We start from the raw sequence: 16,326 nt of genomic DNA, 5'->3' as shown, positions 1-16,326 counted from the left end.
GCTTCCGTGCGGTGCACACAGACCGGGCCGGGAGCGCGGTCAGCGCAGCAGGTCTCGGGTGGCCTGATGGGCCGGGGCGCCCAGGACCGTCGCCGTCTCGCCGGACTCGACTATCCGGCCGTGGTCGAGCACCACCAGGCGCGGGCAGTGCGCGGTGACCAACGCCATGTCGTGACTGATCACCAACAGCCCCATGGCGCGCTCGGCCCGGATCCGATCCAGCAGCGCCATGAGTGCGGCCGCGGTCGCGTGATCCAGCGCCGAGGTGATCTCGTCGCAGAGCAGCACCGCGGGTTCGGCGGCGAGCGCCCGGGCCACCGCGACCCGTTGGCGCTGGCCGCCGGAGAGCTGGTGTGGATAGCGTTGCGCCAGTTCCGGTGCCAGTTCGACCGCGGCCAGCAGCTCCGTGACATGCTGCGCCACTTGACGTCTCGGCACCCGGCCGATCCGACGCAGCGGCCTGCCCAGGGTTTGCGCGACCGTGCGCCGCGGATTCAGCGCGGATCGCGGATTCTGCGTGACCAGCTGAATGCCCTTGCTGCCGAGTGATTTCCGCGCGCCGTGGGCGAGCGGCAGTGACTCGCCGTGCAGCTCGAGCGTGCCTGTCGCCGTCCGATGCAGCCCCGCGATCACCCGTGCCAGCGTGGTCTTCCCGGCCCCCGAGGCCCCGACGACCGCCAGCGCCGCACCGGTCGCCAACTCGACATCGATGCCCGTCAGCACCTCCCGTCCGGCTATCGCGGCGGTGATTTCGTTGCCGCGCAACAACAACGGCTTCGAACCAGGCCCAACGCGATCCGGTGCGGGCACTTCGAGTACCTCGGCCGGCTCTGGGGTTGTGCTGGGAGAGAACAGGACTTCCGTGACGGGACGGTCCGGGCTACCGAAGGTGGTGACGACGCTGCCGAGTTCGATCACCTGGTCGGCGACGGCATGGATGGTGGCGGTGTCGTGACCGGAGAGCAGGACGGCGACGGAGCGGTCGGCGGCGACCTCGGTCAGCAGCCGGGCGATGTCGGTGCGCAGGGCGCCGTGCAGGCCGGCGAGCGGTTCGTCGAGGATCAGCACGTCGGTGTGCCGGATCAGAGCGCGGGCCAAGGCAACTCGGCGTTGCTGACCGCCGGAGAGTTCGGCCGCCCTGCGCCGCAGGTGTTCCGGGGACAGGCCGACGAGTTCCAGCGTTTCGACCAGGTAGTCGCGCGTGGCGTGCGGGGCTACCTCGTGCAGCAGCCCGTGTACGCGCATCAGCGGGTTGAGCGCGGATCCCGGATCCTGCCCGACGTAGGCCACGTGCGTCCGCCGGAACCGCTGCAATGCCGCGGCAGGCAGGGCGAACACCTCGTGACCGGCCACCACGACCGAGCCGGATCGCCAGGCACCGCGTGGCAGATCCCCGAGCAGAGCGCGCATCAATGTGGTCTTGCCCGCGCCGGAAGGTCCGGTCAGCGCCGCTACGCTGCCCGCCTCGATCCGGAAGTCCAGTGGTCCGAACAACTCCTGGCCGTTCGGGCCGTGCACCGCCAAACCCTCGACCAGCACCGGGCAGCTCGGCACCGCAGGACGGTCGGTCGACTCCGCCGCGCTACGGCTGTCGCCATCGACTCCGAGACCACCGTCGAGCACCGAATCCCGCACGGCGGCTTTATGTCCCCGCTCAGCCATGAGTCCGCCCCTTCCAGTACGCATCGGCGCGCGGTTCCGTGGCACCACAGTTCCACCGGCAAGCGCTCATGTGTCCTGACCTTTCCCGAACGCCGAAACGGCGAGGTTCACGCTCACCGCGAGGATGGCGATCGCGAGACTCGGCGCGAGGACGGACCAGGGATTCAGCAGCATGCCCGCGGCGTTCTCGCGCACCATCACCGACCAGTTGCTCGCGCCGAGGGTGGTGGGAAGCTGCAGGAAGGAGGCGGTGCTGACGAGGTAGACGGCTTCGACGAAACGCAGGCCGAGCTGTGCCGCGATCACTTCCCGCAGGTTGGGCAGCACCTCCCGGAAAACCAAGTGCCCCAGAGTTTCTCCGCTGGCCTGCGCGACTTCGACATAGCCGGAAGCGGCGACCCCGGCGGCCGCGGCGGCGAAAACCCTTGCGCAGTACGGCGTGCCGAACAGCAGAGCGACGACGAGCAGGCCGTAGGCCCCCGCGTCCGGCCACGAGGTGAGCACGAGCAGGGTGCCGAGCACGGCGGGCAGCAGCATGACGAAATCGGTCGCGCGTTCGATCAGCGTGCCGATCCCCGGCCGCAGGGCTGCCACCGTGCCGAGCACACAGGACAGCGCGGTCACCGCTACCGCGATCACCGCGGCGAGCAGCAGCAGACCCCAACCGCCATAGAGCAATTGGCTCAGCACGTCGCGGCCGATCCGATCGGTGCCGAGCCAGGCGTCCCCGGACGGATCGCCGAACGGAATACCCACCGGCGCTTGCGCGGCGTGCGGCGCGAACGCCGGACCCAGTACCGCGAGCACCGACACCAGCACCGCGGGCAGCACGGTGAGCAGCCGCAGCAGCTTCGCCCGGCGGGGGCTGCGGCCGGTGGAAATCCCTGAGGTGGACGGCTCTTTCATCGACTCCCCCGCAACGACCACGCGCGGATCCCGTCGGCCACCGCGAGCACGCACATGATGACCACGCCGGACAACGCCACCACCGCGGCGACCATCGACACGTCCCGGTCGGCGACCGAGCCGGCGAGCACCGCGCCGAGACCCGGGTAGTTGAAGATGGTCTCGACCACCAGCGCGCCGCCGAGCACCATGCCGACGGTGGTCGCGAAGCTCGCCACGATCGTCGGCAGGGCGAACGGCAGCACGTGGCGCAGCAGCACCGCCCGGGTGCCGATCCCGTCCAGCACCGCGCTTTCCACGTGCGGTGCCCGCGCGGCCTCGACCAGCGCGGCCCGCACGACCCGGGTGTTCCAGCCGATCTGCGGGATCGCCAGCGCGAGCACCGGCAGCACCAGCATGTCGGCCCGCACCGGAAATCCGGACCGGCCCGTGACGGTCACGGCGGGCAACCAGCCGAGGGCCAGCGCGAAGATCAGGATCAACAGTGTCGCGAGGACGAACTCCGGTATCGCGGCCGCCGTCGTGGTGGCGGGCTGCAGTGCGCGTACGAAGGTCCGCCGTGCCAGCTCCGCACAGTGCCGAAGCAATACAGCGCACCTTCCGATCAGCCCGCCGCGGCGGGTCGAGGCGGCATTTCCGTGCCGTTCCGGCGTATCGGTCGCCGCCCCAGGACCGGCCGCCGGCCCGAACGCGCTCGGGCGCAACGGGTTCAGGGCAGCACTCTGCCGCGTCGCCCACCACGCGCCGAGCAGCAGTGACACGATCACCGTGGCCACCAGCGCGAGCCCGCCGAGCAGCAGCGTCGGCGGAAACTTGTCGGCGAGCAGCTCGTTGATCGAGCGGCCGCGCGCGGTATGGCCGAAATCGCCGGTGGCGACACCGACGATCCAGTCCCAGAAACGGGCTGGCAGTGGCCGATCCAGTCCCAGTTCGTGTTCCTTCGCCGCGACCAGCTCCGGTGTCGCGTCCCGGCCGAGCACCGCCCGTGCCGTGTTGCCGGGCAGCAGGTCTACCACCACGAAAACCGTGGCGAGCAGTGCGACCAACAGGACGATCCGGCGCACGAACAGGCGGGCGAACGACATCACCCTGCCAGCCAGGCTCGTTCCAGCTGTACCCGGGCATAGCCGCCGAGCGTGGGCAGGTCGTTGACCCGGGCGGCGGCGATATCGATGCCATCGGCCATCCCCCAGACCAGGTAGCCGCCGCGGTCGTACTCGATCTGCTGGAGCTCACGGCTGGCCCGCGCGTACTCCGAGTCACTCGGCGCGGCCAAGGCTTTCGCGGTGGCGGCGTCGAACGCGGCGTCCTTGAAGTCGGTTTCGTTGCGATTGGAACCGCTGGACATCAATTGCTTCGCGAAGAACAACGCGGAATCGTTGGTACCCCAGGACACGGTGTACAGCGGCGCCTTCAGCCAGGTCTGGTCGTAGAAGGCATTCGACTCCTGCGTGACCACGTCGAGGCGGACGCCGATCTCGGCCAGCTGGGTCGCGATCACCTTCGCCGACTCCACTTCACCGGGCGCCTCGGCCTTGGTCACCAGCGGATAGGTACGGCCGGTGTCGAACGCGGCCTCGCGCAGCAGCGTCTTCGCCCGTTCGATGTCCCGGCCGCGCTGCGCGATCGACTTGTCGTACACCGGGTCGGCGGTGCCGAGAATGTCGTTGGCGACCGTGCCGTAGCCCGAATGCACCTGCGTCACCAGCGCATTGCGGTCCACCCCGAGCCGCAGCGCGGTCCGCACCCGCGCGTCGGCGAACGGACCGTCCGAGCAGCGCATCGCCACACCGAGCATGGTGTCGTTCGCGCGCCGCACCACTTTCAGGTCACCGCGGCCCTCGGCGGTCCGGCCCGCGATCGCGCCGACATTGGACGCGAGATCGATCTGGCCGCCGAGCACCGCGTTGCCCAGCGCCGTCACGCTTTCGAACATGGTGACCTCGATGGCGTCGAGCAGCGGTGCGGGGCCGTGCCAGCGCTCGTTGCGCACCAGGCGGGCGTTGCCGTTCTGGTAGGACTCCAGCCGGAACGGCCCGGTGCCAACGGCATTGGTGAAGTCGGTGGTGTTCTTCTTGACCGTGAACGTCATCAACCGGACGAGCAGCGGCAGCTGGGTGTTCGGCTCGGGAACGGCGAGCACCACCCGGTTGGGGCCGTCGGCAGTGATATCCGCCACGGCGACAGGCATTTTCGAGGCGCCGCCGACCGTGCGCAGCCGTTGCAACGACCACACCACATCGTCGGCGGTGACCGGTGTGCCGTCGTGGAAGGTGGCGCCGTCGGCGACAGTGAACGTCCAGCGACGACGTTCCGCGTCGGATTCCCACTTGGTGGCCAACCGTGGCAACACATTCGGATCGCGGCCCGGCACGGTCAGCGCGTCGTACACCAGCGAGGTGATGAGGAAGTCGCTGTCGTTGCTGAGGTTGGCGTGCGGGTCGCGCTGGATCCGCGCCGCGACGCCCAGGGCGCCGACCCGTAGGGTGCCGCCACGCTGCACCGATCCGGTTCCGCCACGATCGTCCGAGCACGCAGCGACGAGCAGTACCGCGCCCACCCCGAGTCCCGACCTGATCAGCTGCCTGCGGTTCAATCCCATTGCGCTGCCTTCTTCCTCGTGATCCCCGTGCCCTAGCACAAAATGCGGACACAGGCGAGGACAGGCTAGCCTAAACGTCGCCACCCCTCATCGGTACCCGGCCGCAGTGGCAGCGAATCGGCCGATCGATCACCGGCTTCGAATCAGCAAACGCAATCTCCCGACGGAGCCATAGACTTTTGCTATCTTTCTACAACTCGCTTAGGTAAGCCTTGCTTAACGGAGTGCGAGCGGCTAGCTTCGCAGGGCGACGTCAGTTCTGCTCTTTTCAACGATGCGAAGAAGGGATTCCCTCGGTGAAAGGCGTTCTCTCCGAACGTAAGACGCTTCACCCGCAGGATATCGAACGCCGCGAGTTCCCCGCCGCCGCAGGGCGTGCGGTGCGCGAGCTTGCGCGAGAGATATCTACCACACTCGACGCGGCCCGCACCAGCCCCGCCGCGACGGCCCGCACGCTGACCGATCCGGCGCTCATCGCGCAGATCGACGCGCGGGTCGGCGAGTTACCCACCGAGGTTCGACAGGCCATGCGACCGCCCGCGACGGCCGCGGGCGCGACCATCGTGAGCAGGCTGCCCCTGACCGACGACGAACTCGGCCCCACGCCGCCGAGCTGGCGCGAGGCCGCGGAGTGGAGCGGTTCGGCGGCACGGCGCGCGCATTCCTTCGAACTCGATCTCGCGATGCTGCTGCTGGCCCGGGCCGCGGGCGAGCCGTTCGGCTGGCACGGTCAGCAGGGCGGACGGCTGGTCAACAACATCCTGCCCTCCCCCGGTCACGAGCACGAGCAGTCGGGCGCGAGCAGTAAGACACTGCTCAGCCCGCATTCCGAGGACGCCTTCCACCCGGGGCGCGCCAACCTGCTGATGCTCGGCTGCCTGCGCAATCCCGACCTGGTGGGCACCACGGTGTCCTCGGTGCGCCGGGTCGAACTCAGCGCCGCGCAGCGGCGACTGCTCAGCGCGCCGGTGCTGCCGATCCTGCCCGACGTCTCCTATGGCACGGGGCACGAACGGTATTCGGCTCCGCCCCTGCCCACGCTCTGGAGCAGCGCGGGCCCGGACGAGACCACACTGCGTTACGACCCGGCTTACACCCCGCTCGACGACGCCGACCCGGCGTTCCGCGCCGCCTATGCCAGGCTCACCGCAGAGTTGGAGCGGGTCTGCGTCACGGCCGCGCTCTCGCCCGGTGAGCTGCTGCTGGTGGACAACGATGTCGCCGTGCACGGCCGGGTTCCGTTCACCGCGCGCTACGACGGCACCGACCGGTGGCTCAAGCGGGTGAACGTTCGCCTGCCGGAACGACCGCGCCGACCCGAAGAGACCGACGAGAATGGTTATGGGCAACGGATCGTCGCCCCGTTCCGAGCAGCAGGCAGTCCCGCGTTCGTGTCCGGTGGCCACGCGCCGGCCCGTACGGACGGATGCCGGGCGCAGAACCCGGCGGGCACAGAGCGGGATGCAGCACATGATCGAGGATCCGTTGAACACACGTGACCGCAGCACACCCTTACGGGTGTTGAGCCGCAGCGACCTGGCCGGCGTGCCGATCACGCCCGGCGAGGTGGTGCGCGCGGTGGAGGACGCGTATCTCGCGTTCGCCGCGGGCGATTCGGACAATCCGCGCAAGCTGAGTGTGGCCAACCCGGACGGCTGGTCGGTGTCGTACGCGATGCTCGGCCGCGACGGCCGCCGCCGGGTGGTCGCCATGAAGACGTCCTACAAGTTCGATCCGGGACACGACCGCAGCACCAAGCGCTACTACACCACCATCACGCTCTACGACGACAGCACCGGCGCGCCGATCGCGCTGATGGACTGCTCCCGGGTCGGCGCGCTGCGCACCCCGGCGGTCTCGGCGCTGCTCGTCCGTGAGACCGTGCGCCGCGGCGCGGAGAGCGTGCTGCTGATCGGCACCGGAACCCAGGGCCGAAACGCCCTGCCGCACTTGCTCGCCGCGAATCCGCAGCTGCGCAAGCTGATGCTGTACGGCACCCATCCGGAGGGACTCGACGCGGTGCACCGGCACCTCGCCGAGTACTACCCGCACGCACTGCTGGAAACGGTCGAGGATCCGCGGGTGGCCGCGGCCACCGCCGACGTGGTGCTGGCCACCGCGGGCCCCGGCACCGAGGTCGCGCTCGAATCCGCCGATCTGGCACCGGGTTCGACGGTGGTTCTGGTCGGCTACGGACTGGCGCCCTCGACGCTGATCGAGGCCGATCGGGTGGTCGCCACCAGCGCCGAGCAGATGGCGTTGACCGGAACCGACATGGTCGGTCCGGACGGCAGGCTGCGCTCGGTGGACGCCGAACTGCCGCAGATCTTGAGCCGCCGCGCGGTCGGGCGCCGCTCCGACGACGAGCGCATCTTCGTCTACAACAGCGGACTGGTGCTCACCGATATCGCGGTCGCGCATGCCCTCGCGGAGCGTGCCATCGAGGAAGGCCGGGGCACGGAGGTACCGCTGTGGGATTGACGGTCGTGCCGACGCACAGCGCGACGCCGCTGCCCGCGCACTCGGACCCCTGGGAGCGTCGCGCGCTCGCCGATCCGAACCTGCTCGGCGACATCGCCTTTGCCGTCGGCGGCCCGTTCCACGTCATGTATCCGCCGCGCGTCGCCCGCAATATCGCGAGCTTCCGCGCGGCCTTCACCCGGGCCGGGGTCGACGGCGTCGTCTACTACGGCAAGAAGGCGAACAAGTCCGCCGCGGTGGTCCGCGCCTGCGCCGAACACGGTGCGGGCGTGGATGTCGCCAGCGTCGGTGAGCTGACCGCCGCACTGGCACAGGGCGTTCGCGGTGACGAGCTGATGGTGACCGGGCCCGCGAAGGCCGACGAGCTGCTCTGGCTCGCCACCCGGCACGGCGCGCTGATCGCCGTCGACGATCTCGGTGAGCTCGATCGCCTTGCCGCACTGGGCAGCTCGGCACTGCCCGCCCGGATCCTGCTGCGCGTGCTCCCGCCCGCGTCGTCCAGCCGATTCGGCCTGACCGATGCCGAAATCACCACCGCGCTCGCCGTTCTCGACGGCTGCGGCACAGTGCGACTGGAAGGCTTCAGCTTTCATCTCTCCGGCTACGACGCGGTCGCGCGGGCGGAGCTGGCGACGACGACGATCGCCCGCTGCCTGCACGCGCGCTCGCTCGGCCACCCCGCCACCACGCTGTCGATCGGCGGCGGATTCGGCGTCGACTACGTCCCGGCGGCGCAGTGGGCCGAGTTCAGCGACCGGGCCGACCGTTCGTGGTTCCACTCCGGCAAGACATTCGATTCGTACTACCCGTATCACTTCCCCGTGCCGGGCGCGGACATGCTCACGGCGATCCTGGCGCACGACGGGCTAGCGCAACGACTGCGCGACAACGCGATTCGCCTCGCCGTCGAACCCGGCCGGGCGCTGCTGGCCCATGCCGGTTTCACCGTCTTCCGCGTGCAGGGCAGCAAGACCAGGTACACCGATGGCGCGCCGTATCGGCTGCTCACGGTAGACGGCACCAGCCTCAGCCTGTCCGAGCAGTGGTTCGACAGCGAATACCTGCCCGACCCGGTGCTGTGGCCGGAACTGCCCGGCATGCCGACGCCGACCAGCGTCGGCGCGGCCACCTGCCTCGATTCGGACATGCTCAGCTGGCGGCGGATTCCGCTGCCGCGCGCCGCCGAGGTCGGTGATCTCTTGATCTACCCGAACACCGCCGGGTATCAAATGGACTCGAACGAGTCCGCCTTTCACGACCTGCCGATACCGCCCAAGGTCGTGCTGCACGACGCGCCCGGCGACCGGTTCCGCTGGACGCTCGACGGCTGACCCCATTACCCAGACCCGAACGAGGAGAACATCCCATGCCGCTCGTCACGCGCGTGACGGATCTGATCGGCCGCACACCGCTGTTCGAACTGGCGGCGACCTCGACCGGCACCCGGCTGCTGCTCAAACTCGAACAGTTCAATCCGACCGGCGCGGCGAAGATCAGAATGGCGCGCGAGATGGTGCTCGATGCCGAGCGTCGCGGGTTGCTGGCCAGTGGCGGGCATATCATCGAGTCGACATCCGGGAATACCGGGCTCGGCCTCGCGGTAGTTGCTGCCGAACGTGGGTATCGCTTCACCGCAGTGGTCGATCATCACGCATGTAAGGACAAGCTGCGCGCTATGCGAGCAATGGGTGCGGAACTGGTGTACGTCGCCGACGACGGCGACGACAATTTGGCCACCTCGGCGCGAGAGGACCTCGCCGAGGCGATGGCGGCCGAGCGGCCGGACGCGTACTTCACCGAACAGCACAACAACGACGCCAACGCGGTCGGCTACTACGCGGTCGCCGAAGAATTGCTGGAGGATGTCGAGCGGGTCGACATCCTGCTCTCCTCGGTGGGCACCGGCGGTTCGCTGTTCGGCACCGCGACCCGGCTGCGCCAACTCGGCAGGCCCGCCCATGTGATCGGCGTCGAGCCGGTCGGATCGATCGCCTTCGGCGGCGAAGGCGGCCCGTACTGGCAGTCCGGCACCGGGACCCCGCCCGGCGCCACGATCGGTACCGCGGTGGACTATTCGCAGTTGGACGAGGGCGTCAAGGTCACCGATGTGGCGGCCTTCGCGACCGCGCGGGCCGTCGCGGCCGAGCTGGGCCTGATGATCGGCGGCTCGGCGGGCGGCTCGGTGCACGCCGCGCTCACCCGGCTCGAGGAGTTCCCCGCGGGCTCGACCGTCGTCACCATCGTGTGCGACGGCGGCGAGAAGTACCTGGACACCGTGTTCGACGACGCCTGGATGGCCGAGCGCGACCTGCTCGATCCCGCCGCCGAAACCGAAGTGCGCCGACTGTTGCACCGCTACACCCCGGCGTCGCGGCGCACCGAACTGGTCGAGGCGCGGTGATGCTGCTGTCGGGCTACCGGGCCGACAGTCGTCGGCTCACCGCTCTCGCCACGCCGATCGCGATGACGCAGCTGGCGCAGATCGCGGTGTCCACCACCAACATCGCGCTGATGGGCACGCTCGGCGTGCAGGCCGTCGCCGCGGGCGGACTGGCCTTCGCGCTGTTCAACCAGATCCGCACCATGTGCGTCGGGCTGATCACCGCCAGCGGCAACCAGATCGCGACCGCGGTGAGCGCGGCGGGCAAGCGCGGCGAATCCCCCGATCGCGAGATCAGGGACGTGCTGCGGTCGAGCTTCCTGATCGCGACCATCGCCGGAATCGCCGGTGGCGCGGTGCTGATCGGACTCGGCTGGGCGTTGCAGTGGCTCGGTCAGGATGCCGGCGTGCTCGCGGATGCCCGGCCCCTGATGGTGGCGCTGGCCCCGGGCCTGTTGCCCTGCCTGTGGTTTCAAGCCTTGCGCCAATACACGGTCGGCATGCAACGCCCGCAGGCGCTGCTGCTGGTGACCCTCGGTTCGGTGGTGCTGAACCTGGTCCTCGCGCTCGGCTTCATCCACGGCCGCGCCGGGCTGCCCCAGCTGGGCATCACCGGTATCGGGGTGGCCACGTCGCTGGTCTTCCTGATCACCTTCGGCGTGTTCTGGGCGATGGTCCGCCGCGACGCGAAACTCGGTGCCACGCTGCCACTTCGGCCGTGGCCGGTGCGGCGCTCGACCGTGCTGGCCGAGCTGAAGCTCGGCGCGCCGATCGCGCTCACCTACGGCTCGGAGGCGGGCATGTTCTCCGTGCTCGCCCTGGTGATGGGCAGCATCGGACCGGCGGCGCTGGCCGCGCACAACGTCGTGTACCAGATCATCTACATCGTGTTCCAGGTCGCCATCGGTGTCTCGCATGGCGCCTCGATCCTGGTCAGCCACGCCGTAACGCGGGACGAGTACCCGCACGCGCGCGCCCTGGCCTGGCTCGCGCTGCGTCACGTCGCGGTCGTCGCGGTGCTCACCGGCGCGGTCTACGTGATCGCGCCCGACTTCGTGCTGCGGCCCTTCCTGAGTTCCGAGGACACCAGCACCGTGCAGATCGCGCACACGCTGCTGCTGATCGGCATCGTGCTGCAGTTCTTCGACGCGGCACAGAACATCGGCACCGGGCTGCTCCGCGGACTCAAGGAGACCAACGCGGGCTTCCGGCTCTCGCTGATCGGCTACTGGGGCGTAGGCCTGCCGGTGGCGCTGCTGCTGGCCTACCCGGCCGGGCTCGGCGCCGCAGGCGTCTGGTGGGGCCTCACCGCGGGTCTGGCCACCACCGCGATCCTGATGCTGCGCCGCTATTTCGCCCTGCTCGACGGGCGCGAGCGCGACCGTCGTCAGGTGGTGCCGGAGGCCACCGAACGGCTCATCAGCCCTAGCTGAGACACGACTCGGACCCGGTGCCCGCGGCAGGCCGCGCCGCGCACCGGGTCCGAGCGCAACGTCAGATATTGACGCCGTAGTCGCGGGCGATACCCGCGAGGCCAGAGGCGTATCCCTGGCCGATGGCGCGGAACTTCCATTCGTTGCCGTGGCGGTACAGCTCGCCGAAGACCATCGCGGTCTCGGTCGAGGCGTCCTCGGTCAGGTCGTAGCGCGCGAGTTCGATACCGGTCGCCGCGTCCACCACGCGGATGAACGCGTTGCGGATCTGACCGAACGACTGGCCACGCGCGTCGGCGTCGTGGATCGACACCGGGAAGAAGATATTGGTGATGGTCGGCGGGGTCGCGCTCAGATCGACGTTGATCACCTCGTCGTCGCCCTCGCCCTCGCCGGTGAGGTTGTCGCCGGTGTGCTCGATCGAGCCCTCCGGCGAGCGCAGGTTGTTGTAGAACACGAAGTGCTGATCGGACAGCACCTTCAGATTCTGCCCGGTGGCCAGCGCGCTCGCGTCCAGGTCGTAATCCGCACCGGTGGTGGTGCGCACGTCCCACCCCAGACCCACGGCTACCTTGCTGAGGTTGGCTGCCTGCTTGGACAGCGAAACGTTGCCGCCCTTCGCCAGTGTGACGCTCATTCAACCGCCTTCGTTCTCGACTGTGGATACCCCGAACCGGTTGGGCCGGTTCAGTTCTGGTGGTCCGCCCAGGCGCGCAGCGTGGACACCCGGCCCTCCAGGGCATGCAGTTCGCTCGGATCGAGCACGTTGCGCTGGATGCCCTTGTCGACCTCGAAGGCCGACTGCCGATGGTCGTCGATCGCGTCGACGTCGATACGCACCGCCGCGTAGTCCGCGGCATCGGGCATCTGCTCCGCGACCACCTTCGCGGTGCCCCTGGCACACAGCGCGACATTACCGCCGCCGAGGATCAGCAGCGCCACCTGCGGGCGTTCCCGCAGCCGGGCCAGCGACCCGCGATCGAACTTGAGGCTGATCAGAATTCGCCGATCGCCCGCGCGGACCGGCCAGGACACGGGGATCGCGTGCGGCGCCGGATCGGTGGTCACCAGCACGGCGATAGTTTCTCTCGGCCACTGGGGTAGCACGTCCAACTCGGGATGATCAGCGTGATCTGTCGAGTGGTCTTGACGTTGCGCAGGGCTCGCTCCGGCCGCCATCTTCGTCACCTCATGGATCGTCACGCGCGACGGGCTGTGCCGCGCTTGCCTAGCCAGTCTAAAGTGCTGGGCCACTTGCTCGCTGGCGCTGCCCCCGATGTCCGGCGGATCTCAGCGGACTATCAGGCCGAGGTGAGGGTAGGTATCGCTAACCCGGACGCCCATGCGCGCGCCATCTCCTTCGCCCGGATATCGGTGGACGCGTCGTGGCGCGCGTGCTCACCGAACTGGGTCGCGCCACGCGCGATCAGCCGCTGCGCGGCGATCTCACCGCCGCGGTTGAAGGTGTCGCCGTAGACGCTGTCGCCGAGGCCGAACACCGCGAAGCGCAGGCCGGTCAGATCCGGCGCACTCGCGTCGAGCTGGTCGAAGAACGGTTCCGCGCCGGTCGGCAGATCGCCGTCGCCATAGGTGGAGCACACGATGATGTGCACATCGCGCGCATCCAGATCCTCGACGGCGAATTCGGCCATGTCGTAGACGGACACGTCGTACGACGAGAGCTCGTCGGCGACGCTGTCCGCGACGGCCTCGGCCGTGCCCATCTCGGATCCGAACAGAATGACGACGCGCACCGGCCGTGCTCCCTTCTCACAGGTTCCCAAGGTTGGTGAGGCTATCCTAATTAAGCTCGGCTACAGTCGCCAGCCTTTCGCCACCCGAGCCGGACCGACATGACGACGATCACGGTGAGCGCACCCCGGCAGCCACCGGAAATCGAGCTGCCCGCGCGAAACCGGCACCTACGCCGCAACACTGCGGCAGCGCGGGCGGTCAGTGGCAGCGGAGCGGCAGCAGGTGGGACGGGATGTCCCGATTGACGAAATGTCACCTTGGATGCATCATTCGTACAGCTCCCATTGTTGTCTGGGACATCTTTCTTCGCCGGCCGATGACTGTCCGGCCCAGCGTGCTGAATCCCGTGCGCACGCTCGGTCGTTCTCGCCGCAGCGGCACGGATCCAGCGCATCCATCTGTGACGCTTTGCGTTCTGCCGTGAGTGAGGTGAAAACGAAATGGTTTACCGCTCGTCTACATACCGCGTGATCAATTCGTCCCTGCGCTACGGCCTGGTCCCCCACTTCTGAATGCGACCGCGCCCGGGCGCGGTACTCCCCCAGCCGAAGTCACGATTTCGGTGGGGACGCCGCTCGGCTCCGGCGCGGTGCCTAGATATCGAACTCAGGCAGTGCAGCAAGAAGTGGAGAAAACTGATGATGGACATGGGGGCAGTGAATTCCGGAGCGATCGAGATGGCGACCCTGCCGTCGGCGGGCAATCTCGTCGTATCCGAGGCGATGATCGAGGATCTGGGCTACCTGCGCTCGGAACTCGCGGCGGCCGAGGTGCCGTTCCTGCTGATCCGCGATCGCGGACACCGGCTGATCCTGGCCGCGGACGCGGCGCACCACCTGATGGTGCGCCGGGTGACGGCGGCCGCGATGGCCGCCGGGTTCGCCTGTGCCGAGTTGCGGCACAACGTTTTCCGGCTCGGTCGCGACGGCGACCCGGCCCATCACGTCGAACTGGAGCTGTGGGACTACCACGGTGACACGGTCGAGTGCCCGCGTCCGAACGCGTTGACCCGCAACGTCTTCGACCTCGCCGATGTCGAGCAGACCCAGGTGCTGCTGTTCGACCGCACCTGGCCGACCCTGGTCGACATGTTCGCCGCGCAGGCGGACGACGTGAATTTCGACATCGACCTGGTGTTCTCCTGGGTCGACGGCTCCGACCCGGAGTTCCGGGCCCGGCGCGCGGGCCTGCTCGCGCAGGTCGTCGTCGGCGAGGGCGACGACGCGGACGCGCGGATCCGCCAGATCGACGAGCTGAAATACGCACTGCGGTCGGTATACAAGAACGCGCCGTGGATCCGGCGGATCTTCATCGCCACCGATTCCGCTGTGCCGCAATGGCTGAGCGACCACCCGAAGGTGACGATTGTCCGTGCGCTGGACCACTTTTCGGACACCAGCGCGCTGCCCGTCTTCAATTCCCATGCGGTGGAATGCCAGTTGCAGCACATCGAGGGGCTCAGCGAGCATTTCCTGTACTCCAACGACGACATGTTCTTCGCGCGTCCGGTCCGGCCGTCGATGTTCTTCACCGCGGGCGGGGTGAGCCGATTCATCGAGGCGGACACCAGGATCGGGCCCGGCCGCAACAACGAGCGGCGCAGCGGTTTCGAGAATGCCGCACGGGTGAACCGGGAACTGCTCGCGGCCCGCTTCGGCCACGTGATCACCCGGCACCTGGAACACACACCGGTTCCGTTGCGGCGCAGCGTATTACTGGAAATGGAAGCGGAGTTCGGCGCGGATTTCGCGCGCACCAGGGCCAGCCGGTTCCGCGCCGCCACCGATATCTCGGTGACCAACTCGCTCTACCACTACTACGCGCTGCTCACCGGGCGCGCGGTGCCGCAGGAAACGGCGCGGATGCGCTACGTCGACACCACCAGCCACCAGGGACTCGCCCTGCTGGACGGGATCGAACGCCGACGCGATGTCGACTTCTTCTGCCTCAACGACGGCAGCTTCCCCGAGATCAGCGAGGCCGAGCGGGTGCGTGCGGTATCGGAATTCCTGAACCGGTACTTCCCGGAGCCCGCGCCGTGGGAGCGGCTCAGCGCACCGTCTCGTCATCCGATTCCGGAGTCGTCGCCCGGCGCCGCATGACATGCGGGATGCGCGCGGCGGGCGGAATCACGATGCCCTGCGCCGCGAGCCGCGCGCCGGCCTCGTCCGCGCTCGACGGTGACCCCACCGTCGGGCCGCGGTCGATCGGCACCACCGAGTGCACCACGGTGTCCGGGTAGATGTGCACGTAGTTGAAGGCCTGCGCGCCGTCGCGACCACGCAGGCCGCCCTGCTCCACGCCCAGGTCCTGGCTGTAGCAGGTGGCCGATGCCACCGAGACCGGGATGCCCGCGAACGTGGCGCTGGTGGAGAAGTGCAGGTGCCCGGCCAGGATCGCGCGCACGTCGCTGCCGTCCAGCACGTCGGCCAGCCGGCGCTGATCGCGCAGCTCCACGGTGACGGCGAGATCGAGCACGCACGGGACAGGCGGGTGGTGCATCGCCAGGATGGTGCCGAACGGCGCGGGCTCGGCCAGCACCGAACGCAGCCAGGCCAGCTGGTCGTCGGTGATCTCGCCGTAGTGGTGCCCCGGCACCGAGGTGTCCAGGGCGATGATGCGCAGGCCGTCGATCAGGTGCACGCGGTCCAGCGGAGCGGTGGAAGGTCGTTCCCCCAGCAGCTTGCGGCGCAGCGTGCCGCGGTCGTCGTGGTTGCCGGTCACCCACACGATGGGCGCGGGCAAACTCCGCGCGAACGGCTCGACCAACGCCTTGAGCTTGTCGTACGCGCCGGGTTCGCCGCGATCGGTGAGGTCGCCGGTGAACACGATCGCGGTCGGCCGGATCCGGCTGGCCGCGGCCTGCTCGAGCAGCTGGCGTAACCGCACGTCGGCGTCGACGTCGCCGTACAAATCGCCGTCACCGGCGATCAAATGGGTGTCGCTGAAATGGAACAACACATGATCGGGTCGCGGGTGCTCCGCGACTCTGCTGATGTGCACCGGACCGAACGTCCTCCCCGGCGGTTAGCCCGCCATTGGCTTCGGATTCCACCGCCACAATAGCGAATGACTACCGACAGGTTTCCCGCCGGACGGTGACGACA

General features: G+C 68.8%; 14 protein-coding genes. 6 read left to right on the top strand and 8 right to left on the bottom strand.

All coding sequences use genetic code 11. The annotated features are described in order from the left end of the window. Positions 1–39: 39 nt before the first annotated feature. The 4 genes from TY25_RS18515 to TY25_RS18500 all read right to left on the bottom strand — a co-directional run bounded on the left by TY25_RS18515 (position 40) and on the right by TY25_RS18500 (position 5,170). The gene (locus tag TY25_RS18515) at positions 40–1,662 is read right to left on the bottom strand and encodes an ABC transporter ATP-binding protein (RefSeq protein WP_052383049.1); all 1,623 of its coding nucleotides are present in this window, start codon (positions 1,660–1,662) and stop codon (positions 40–42) included. Positions 1,663–1,728: 66 nt separating this feature from the next. Continuing rightward, positions 1,729–2,568 carry an ABC transporter permease gene (locus TY25_RS18510; protein WP_042257847.1) on the bottom strand — a complete coding sequence of 280 codons (840 nt, stop codon included), beginning with the start codon at positions 2,566–2,568 and terminating at the stop codon, positions 1,729–1,731. After that, on the bottom strand, positions 2,565–3,653 hold the full coding sequence (locus tag TY25_RS18505) for an ABC transporter permease (protein ID WP_042257845.1): 1,089 nt from the start codon (positions 3,651–3,653) through the stop codon (positions 2,565–2,567). Before TY25_RS18505 ends, TY25_RS18510 begins: the two co-directional genes overlap by 4 nt. After that, positions 3,653–5,170, bottom strand: coding sequence for an ABC transporter substrate-binding protein (locus tag TY25_RS18500; protein WP_042257843.1), 1,518 nt, complete (start codon positions 5,168–5,170; stop codon positions 3,653–3,655). Before TY25_RS18500 ends, TY25_RS18505 begins: the two co-directional genes overlap by 1 nt. Positions 5,171–5,466: 296 nt before the next feature. Here TY25_RS18500 and TY25_RS18495 point away from each other — a divergent pair, with 296 nt between their 5' ends. Genes TY25_RS18495 through TY25_RS18475 form a run of 5 tightly spaced genes read left to right on the top strand, consistent with a single transcriptional unit; the run spans position 5,467 to position 11,464 of the window. After that, positions 5,467–6,669, top strand: a complete 1,203-nt coding sequence (locus tag TY25_RS18495) for a TauD/TfdA family dioxygenase (RefSeq protein WP_052383048.1) — start codon at positions 5,467–5,469, stop codon at positions 6,667–6,669. A 19-nt stretch (positions 6,670–6,688) separates the two neighbouring features. Beyond that, positions 6,689–7,651, top strand: a complete 963-nt coding sequence (locus TY25_RS18490; RefSeq protein WP_042257841.1) for an ornithine cyclodeaminase — start codon at positions 6,689–6,691, stop codon at positions 7,649–7,651. Beyond that, complete coding sequence (locus TY25_RS18485) at positions 7,642–8,982, top strand: alanine racemase (RefSeq protein ID WP_042257839.1); 1,341 nt, start codon at positions 7,642–7,644, stop codon at positions 8,980–8,982. The genes TY25_RS18490 and TY25_RS18485 overlap by 10 nt, the downstream gene beginning before the upstream one ends. Before the next feature lie 35 nt (positions 8,983–9,017). Beyond that, positions 9,018–10,052, top strand: coding sequence for a PLP-dependent cysteine synthase family protein (locus tag TY25_RS18480; protein ID WP_042257837.1), 1,035 nt, complete (start codon positions 9,018–9,020; stop codon positions 10,050–10,052). Continuing rightward, positions 10,052–11,464: an MATE family efflux transporter gene (locus TY25_RS18475; RefSeq protein WP_042257835.1), complete on the top strand. Its 1,413-nt coding sequence runs from the start codon at positions 10,052–10,054 to the stop codon at positions 11,462–11,464. Before TY25_RS18480 ends, TY25_RS18475 begins: the two co-directional genes overlap by 1 nt. 61 nt (positions 11,465–11,525) lie before the next feature. Here the strand turns inward: TY25_RS18475 and TY25_RS18470 are convergent, their stop codons facing one another. The 3 genes from TY25_RS18470 to TY25_RS18460 form a co-directional block, all read right to left on the bottom strand. Beyond that, on the bottom strand, positions 11,526–12,101 hold the full coding sequence (locus tag TY25_RS18470; protein WP_014988179.1) for a TerD family protein: 576 nt from the start codon (positions 12,099–12,101) through the stop codon (positions 11,526–11,528). Positions 12,102–12,151: 50 nt separating this feature from the next. Then, positions 12,152–12,538 (bottom strand): hypothetical protein, encoded by a 387-nt coding sequence (locus TY25_RS18465; RefSeq protein ID WP_226887165.1) that lies wholly within the window; start codon positions 12,536–12,538, stop codon positions 12,152–12,154. Positions 12,539–12,765: 227 nt separating this feature from the next. Continuing rightward, a complete protein-coding gene (locus TY25_RS18460; RefSeq protein WP_042257833.1) occupies positions 12,766–13,218 on the bottom strand; it encodes a flavodoxin domain-containing protein in 453 nt (150 codons plus the stop codon). 648 nt (positions 13,219–13,866) lie between these two features. Between TY25_RS18460 and TY25_RS18455 the strand changes: the two genes are divergently transcribed. Beyond that, positions 13,867–15,321, top strand: coding sequence for a stealth family protein (locus TY25_RS18455; protein WP_370466207.1), 1,455 nt, complete (start codon positions 13,867–13,869; stop codon positions 15,319–15,321). Here the strand turns inward: TY25_RS18455 and TY25_RS18450 are convergent. Continuing rightward, complete coding sequence (locus TY25_RS18450) at positions 15,269–16,222, bottom strand: phosphodiesterase (protein WP_042257831.1); 954 nt, start codon at positions 16,220–16,222, stop codon at positions 15,269–15,271. The two genes, TY25_RS18455 and TY25_RS18450, sit on opposite strands and share 53 nt — an antisense overlap. Between the last annotated feature and the right edge of the window lie 104 nt (positions 16,223–16,326).

Source organism: Nocardia brasiliensis NBRC 14402 (genome assembly GCF_000308475.2).
GTDB classification, from domain to species: domain Bacteria; phylum Actinomycetota; class Actinomycetes; order Mycobacteriales; family Mycobacteriaceae; genus Nocardia; species Nocardia brasiliensis.
The sequence above is the reverse complement of the archived record's forward strand: the minus strand, read 5'-3'. Positions and strand labels throughout refer to the sequence as shown.